Origin of the sequence: Corallococcus sp. 4LFB, from assembly GCF_046520365.1 — a bacterium.
Classification (GTDB): domain Bacteria; phylum Myxococcota; class Myxococcia; order Myxococcales; family Myxococcaceae; genus Corallococcus; species Corallococcus caeni.
On record NZ_JBKGHJ010000040.1, the window covers coordinates 23196 to 29357 of the forward strand.

The 6162-nt window shown below is 73.6% G+C and carries 6 protein-coding genes; 3 read left to right on the forward strand and 3 right to left on the reverse strand.

Features of this window, described 5'->3' with window-relative positions; all coding sequences use genetic code 11:
- Positions 1 to 2: 2 nt before the first annotated feature.
- Entirely contained in the window at positions 3 to 605 is a 603-nt protein-coding gene (locus ACLEQD_RS07125) for a 2OG-Fe(II) oxygenase (protein ID WP_410382774.1), read from the reverse strand.
- A 97-nt stretch (positions 606 to 702) separates the two neighbouring features.
- On the opposite strand from ACLEQD_RS07125, the gene ACLEQD_RS07130 reads away from it, so the two are divergent.
- Together ACLEQD_RS07130 and ACLEQD_RS07135 are read left to right on the forward strand one after the other, a co-directional pair.
- On the forward strand, positions 703 to 1320 hold the full coding sequence (locus tag ACLEQD_RS07130; RefSeq protein ID WP_338263223.1) for a DUF4230 domain-containing protein: 618 nt from the start codon (positions 703 to 705) through the stop codon (positions 1318 to 1320).
- Positions 1317 to 1826: an O-acetyl-ADP-ribose deacetylase gene (locus tag ACLEQD_RS07135; protein ID WP_410382776.1), complete on the forward strand. Its 510-nt coding sequence runs from the start codon at positions 1317 to 1319 to the stop codon at positions 1824 to 1826. The genes ACLEQD_RS07130 and ACLEQD_RS07135 overlap by 4 nt, the downstream gene beginning before the upstream one ends.
- Before the next feature lie 215 nt (positions 1827 to 2041).
- Here ACLEQD_RS07135 and ACLEQD_RS07140 read toward each other — a convergent pair whose 3' ends face one another.
- Both ACLEQD_RS07140 and ACLEQD_RS07145 read right to left on the reverse strand, forming a co-directional pair.
- Positions 2042 to 2902, reverse strand: coding sequence for a tetratricopeptide repeat protein (locus tag ACLEQD_RS07140; protein ID WP_410382784.1), 861 nt, complete (start codon positions 2900 to 2902; stop codon positions 2042 to 2044).
- 297 nt (positions 2903 to 3199) lie between these two features.
- On the reverse strand, positions 3200 to 5245 hold the full coding sequence (locus ACLEQD_RS07145) for a response regulator (RefSeq protein ID WP_410382777.1): 2046 nt from the start codon (positions 5243 to 5245) through the stop codon (positions 3200 to 3202).
- Positions 5246 to 5418: 173 nt separating this feature from the next.
- On the opposite strand from ACLEQD_RS07145, the gene ACLEQD_RS07150 reads away from it, so the two are divergent.
- Positions 5419 to 6162 (forward strand): DUF2270 domain-containing protein (locus ACLEQD_RS07150; protein WP_410382779.1); only part of this gene is annotated, 744 nt, incomplete at its 3' end.

The window sequence follows — 6162 nt, forward strand, 5'->3', positions numbered from 1 at the left end:
GCTCAGGTGCCCCGGCCGTAGAACCACGCGGTGAGGGCCAGACGGGAAGCGTGGGCAGGCAGCACCTCGTGCTCCAGCCGCTCGCTCAGGAACACCACCAGGCGGTCCAGCACCGGCGCCACCTCCACCGGGGCGCCGGTGTCTTCCGGAAAGAGGCGCAGGAGGCCGCCGTCCTCCGGCGTCCAGCCCGCGTTCGCGTACCAGATGGCGGTGAGCCGGCGGTTGGACTGGCCGGGGAACGCATCGCGGTGGCGCGCGTAGTGCGCACCGCCGCCAGGGTAGCAGGCGAGCTGCACGTCGAAGCGCCCCAGCCCCAGGTACGCGCCCGAGGACACGGCCTCCCCCAGCGCCTGGAAGCGGTGCCACAGGGCCTCGAGCTCGGGGGCCGCGCCGGGCAGCACCCACTCGATGTGGTCGCCGCGCACGGAGGTGTCGAGCGAGTGGTCCGCGCCGCGCCGGATGCCCGCGGGCTTCAGCGTCCCGGCCTCCACGCGCGCGAGCGCCGCGGCGCGCACCGCCCGGGCCCGGACCTCGCCGAGGAAGCCATCCCGCACGAAGTACCCGCGCGAGCCCAGGGCCTCCACCTCCGCGTCCGTCAGCTCCACCGTGCGACTCCCCTTCCCGGACCGCCTGTCTGGAAGCCCGCGTCCGACACGCTGCCCCAGGACGCCCCCGTTCCGGAAGCGGGTAGACTCCCCGCCCATGGCGAAGAACGTCTCGCGAGCCCTGTCCCTCGTCGCCGCGGTCGCGCTCGGCGCGCTGGGGGCCTGGGTGCTGCTGCGCCCCGCGGCCCCCCGGCTGCCGGACACGGCGGCGGTGGTGGAGCAGATGCGGGAGGTAGCCCGGCTGGAGACGCTGGACGTGTCCCTCTACAAGAAGGTCACGTTCACGCCGGAGCCGCAGGCCACGGACGCGCTGTGGAAGGACGTGCTGCTGTGGGCCAGCTACACGCTCCAGGATCCGCACGGCCGCGCCATCGTGTTCGCGGACGCGCACCTGGGGTTCGACTTCCAGCGCTTCGACTCCAGCCACCTGCACGCCGTGGGCACGCGCGTGGACGTGCTCCTGCCGCCCATGCAGGTGACGGTGGCGCTGCGGCCCGGGGAGACGGAGGTCATCGACTCCAACCTGGACAGCGCGCAGACGGCGCAACTGCTGGAGAAGGCGCGTCTGGCTTTTGAGAAGGAGGTGCGCCAGGACCGGCGCCTCCAGGAGAAGGCGCGACAGTCCGCGGAGCGCTCACTGCGGGGCCTGCTGCTCACGCTGGGCTTCCGCGAGGTCCGGTTCGTGGAGACCTTGCCGGTGGGGAGCGCGGGATGACGGAACGTCTGGAGTTGATCCAGGGAGACATCACGCACGTCACGGCGGACGCCATCGTGAACGCGGCCAACTCCTCGCTGGGCGGAGGGGGCGGCGTGGATGGCGCCATCCACCGCGCGGCGGGGCGGGAGCTGCTCGCGGAGTGCCTCACGCTGGGCCGTTGTCCCACCGGGCAGGCGCGCATCACGAAGGGCTACCGGCTGCCCGCGGCCCACGTCATCCACGCGGTGGGCCCGGTGTGGCAGGGCGGGCGCAACGGCGAGGACGCCCTGCTGGCCTCGTGCTACCGCAACGCGTTCGCGCTGATGGAGCAGCACGGGCTGCGCACGGTGGCGTTCCCCTCCATCTCCACGGGCGTCTACGGCTTTCCCATCGAGCGGGCCGCGCCCATCGCGCTGCGGGAGATCCGCGCGGCCCTGGAACGGAGGCCGGAGCTGGAGCGCGTCACCGTGGTCCTCTTCAGCGAGAAGGACTTGAAGGTGTATCAGCAGGCGCTGGGCGCGTAGCTCACGCGCTCCGCAGCGCGTCCCCTTCCAGCAGGAACACTCCGGGCACCCCATCCGGCGCGTGCCCCAGTTCAGCGAGCCTCCGCACCGAATCACCGTCGGGGTCGCGGCACAGGAGCGCCACCTCGCGCCGGCCCAGGCTCACGCGCAGCGGGCCTCCGCCCGTGGCCGCGTCGAGCCTGCGGCGCTGCGACTTCGTGAGCAGCCGTGCGCCGTCATGGCCGTCGCCGCCCGTCACCGCCCAGATGCCGGAGAACGCCTCCGCCAGCCGCACCTCGCCCTGGTCGATGACGACGGGCCGCACGTCGGCGGGACGCAGCTCCAGGTTGTGCCACGCCGCCGCGTCCACCGCTTCGAGCGTGAGCCCGGCGTCCTTCAGCGCGGAGGCGGGCAGGTAGCGCATGAACTCCGCGTCCTCCAGCACGTAGAAGACCTCCAGCCCCGCGGGCCCCGGCCGGAACAGCGCCCCCTGGGTCCCCGCCACGAAGCCTGGGGGCCGCAGCACCGGACGCAGCGCATCCAACGACACCCCCGTGGGCCCCACTCCGGAGGACAGCCCGCCCAGCCGTGAGGCCAGCGCCTCCACGTGCGCGGTGAGCCCTTGCGAACCGGGTGCCTCGCGATACGCGGCATACAGCGAGCCCACGTCCACGCGGCCCACGCCGCCCGAGGCCAGCTTCACCAGCAGGTCGCGGCCCTGGCGCCGGAAGGCCACGCCCGCGCGGCCCAGCGCGGCGGTGAGCGCGGCGGTGAACTCCGGGCGCAGGCACCTGCTCCTCGGGCACGGAGGCGGAGGCAGGTCCGCGGCCTCCAGCTCCGCGCGCAGCAGCTTCGCCTCCGCGTCGAAGGGTCGCGCTCCACGGCCTCGGCCACGTAGGCGCGGCGCGCGCGCCCTCCCCCTGCCGCAGCGCGAGCACGGCCAGCACCTTGAGGGCCTCCGGGTCACCGGGGCTCAGGACCAGCGCTTCGCGCAGCTCGGCCTCCGCTTCACGGTGCCGCTCCAGGCCCAGCAGCGCTCGCGCGAGCCCCAGGCGCACCTGGAGGTCCCTGGGGAAGTCGCGCCGCAGGGCCTGCATCAACGGCAGGGCCTCCCGCTCCGCGTCCGCGTTGACCAGGGCATGCGCCAGGGTGAGGCGCAGCGTGGGCCCGGGAGCGCGCGCGGCCTCGGCGCGCAGCGCGTCCAGCTCCGCGCCGCCGAGCACTTCACCCGCCTCCACCTTGCGGCGCAGGCGCTCCAGTTCCGCCGGGGAAATCACGCGCGGACTCTAATGGTCCCGGCAGGGAGCGCCCAGCGCCGTCCTCCCGCCGAGCCTGTCCGACTGTCGGACAGGTTGCGACCGCCTCGGGTGGGAGGCCGCGAGCGTTCCCGCCCGTCAGTGCGTGACGTCGTGCGGGCCTGGCTCCTCCGCGGGCTCCTCCTCACCCCGGGTCTGGGAGAGGAAGTCGTCCAGGGCGCCCACGTCGATGGGCTTGCGGAAGACGGCGTCCACCTGCGCGAGGCTCGCGCGGTTCTGGCCTCGCACGTCCATGCCGGTGACGATGGCCAGCAGCGCCTGGGGCGTGCGCTGCCGCAGCTCGCGCGCCAGCTCCCAGCCCGTCATCTCCGGCATCACCGCGTCCAGCAGCGCGGCGTCATACGGATGCTTCTCCCAGATGCGCAGGGCCACCTCCGGGCTGTGCGCCACCTGCACCTCGTAGCCCTCCTCGCCCAGCACCTCGGCCATCATCCGCGCGTTGTCCAGGTCGTCATCCACCACCAGCACGCGGCGCGCGCGGGCCGGCAGGCGAGGCACGCCTCCCGGCGTCCGCGGTATCGGCTGCGCGGAGGGCGGCGGCGCCCCGGCCGGAACGTCGCTGTAGCGCGGCAGCCTCACGATGAAGCTCGCGCCCGAACCGTCGCGCCGGTTCTCCACCGTCAGGTCTCCGCCCCAGCGCTGCACCTGCGTGCGCGCCACCGCCAGGAACAGCGAGAACTGCGGCGCCCCCGGGTCCCGGCGAAGCGGGTCGAACAGGCCCGCCAGCTCGTCCTGCGCGTAGGGCCGCCCGCCGTCCTCCAGGCGCATCTCCAACCAGCCCTCCCCGGCGGGACGCGTGCGGACCACCAGCGTGCCGCCCCCCTCCATCCGGTCCCGCGCGGACAGCAGCAGGCTGACGATGAGCTCGCGGAAGAAGCCCGCATCCGCCTTCACGCCCCACGGGACGCCCAGGTCCAGCTCCGTGTGCACCGGGTGCTCGCGCTGCTCCAGCTCGCCCCGGGCCAGCTCCAGCGCCTCGCGCACCGTCTGGTCCACCGGCACGTTGCCCAGGCGCTCCTCGGTGCGCTGCACGCTGAACTCCTGCAGCCGCGCCACCAGCTCGCCAATCTGGCGCACCGTCCTGTCCAGCGCCTCCACGTGCTCCGGCTTGTATTCGCGCTGCAACAGCGTGATGCGCAGCCGCAGCACGTTGAGGAAGTTGTTGAGCGCGTGCGCGGCGCCGCTCGCCAGCTGTCCCAGCGCCTGCTGCCGGGTGCGCCGCAGGAGCTGTCCCTGGAGCCTGCGCACCTCGTCGTGCGCGTTCTCCAGGGCCTTGGTCTTCACGGCCGCCTCGGTGCGGTCGCTGAAGGTCTGGATGACGCCCGCCAGGACCTGGTCCTCCTCCCACACCGGCGTGGCGCTCATCTCCAGCGTGGCGTCCCCGCCCCCGGGCCGCTCCACCTGCATCATCACGCCGCGCACCGGCCCCTTCTCGCGCAGCGCGCGCAGGAAGGGCATGTCATGGACCTTGAAGGGCTCCCCCGTGGGGTGCCGCGCGTTGACCTGGGTGAGCACGGGCCCCAGCGAGCTGGCGGCGCGCGCGCCCACCACCGCGCGCATGGGCACGCCCATCAGGCGGCTCACCGGCGGCGACGCGAAGGACACCATGCCGTCCGTCTCCGCCAGCAGGATGCCCACCTCCACGTGGTTGAGCACCGACTCCATCACCGCCGCCTCGCGGAAGCGGACCTCCTCCGTCTTGAGCACGCGCGCGTAGGAGGCCTGCGCGGACGCGTCCGCCTCCCACACCAGCTCCGACACCAGCTCCGCGACGTCCGCGTCGATGACGCCCCCGTTGCGGCGCGCGTAGACGTAGAGCAGCACCTCCTGGAGCGACTTGAACTCGCGCGTCAGGTCTTCGGGTTCGAAGTTCTGGTCGTACCGGAAGGCCCCGTGCGAGCGCACCACCTCCGGCCACAGCCGCACCGCGTCCTCGCCCCGGCTCTCCAGCAGCCGGGCAAGCTCATCCAGCAGGTGGCGCAGCGGCGCGCGCAGGTCGCGGCCCGGGACCTCCACGTCGTACGTCTCCGCGCGCAGGCGCTTGGACCACAGGCGCGTGATGCGCTCGCCCTCGTCCGAGAGCAGGCCCGACAGGGCGGCGATGGCGGTATCGGAGGAAGGCACGCTCAAGGGCGCACGATGCGCACGCCCCAGGCCTCCAGCCACCCGTCCCCCCTGCCCACCCGGCGCGGAACTGTCCGGCGTCCCACAGCCCTGGCGGGCGGAAGGCGCCGAGGCCCCGCCCGCCCGGCCCCCCTGGCCGAAGGGGGCGTTCGTCCCCACCTTCCCCGGCACGGATGAGCGTCAAGGAGCGGAGGCAGAACGACCTGGAGCAGCCCGTGGTCTCCCAGCAGGCCATGGCGCAGCTCTTCCGTGGCGAGCTGAGCCGCTCGGACACGTGGCGCACGCGCCTGGACACCACGACGAACTGGGCGCTCACCACGACGGCCGCGGTCATCTCCTTCGGCTTCGCGACGCCAGCGAGTTCGCACGTGACGTTCCTGGTGGGCATCTGGATGGTGGTGTCCTTCCTGCTCATCGAGGCGCGGCGCTACCGCTACTACGACCTGTGGAACCGCCGGGTGCGCCTCTTGGAGGACGGCTGGTGGGCGCCGATGCTGCGGCGCGAGCCGGTGGATCCGGACGCGCTGCGCGAGCTGGCGGTGGAGATGTCCCGGCCGCAGATCCAGCTGTCGCTGCTGTCCGCCATCGCGACGCGGCTCAACCGCGCGTACGGCCCCATCCTCATCGTCCTGCTGGTGACCTGGTTCTTCAAGGTCTACAGCCACCCGCGGCCGCCGCGCGACTTCGGGGACTTCGTGGACCGGGCGCACGTGGCGTGGATTCCCGGCCCGGTGGTGATGGCGTCGCTCCTGTTCCTCACCGTGGCGGCGGCGTACCTCTTCACCGCGTCCTTCTTCATCCGGGCGCCGCTGGGCGAGCTGCGCACCCGGCCGCGCGGACGCCGGGCCGCGCTCTGGGAGGCCTTCTACCGGCCCTACGCCATCCAGCGCCGCAAGCGCCCGCGCCCCCCTGGCGCC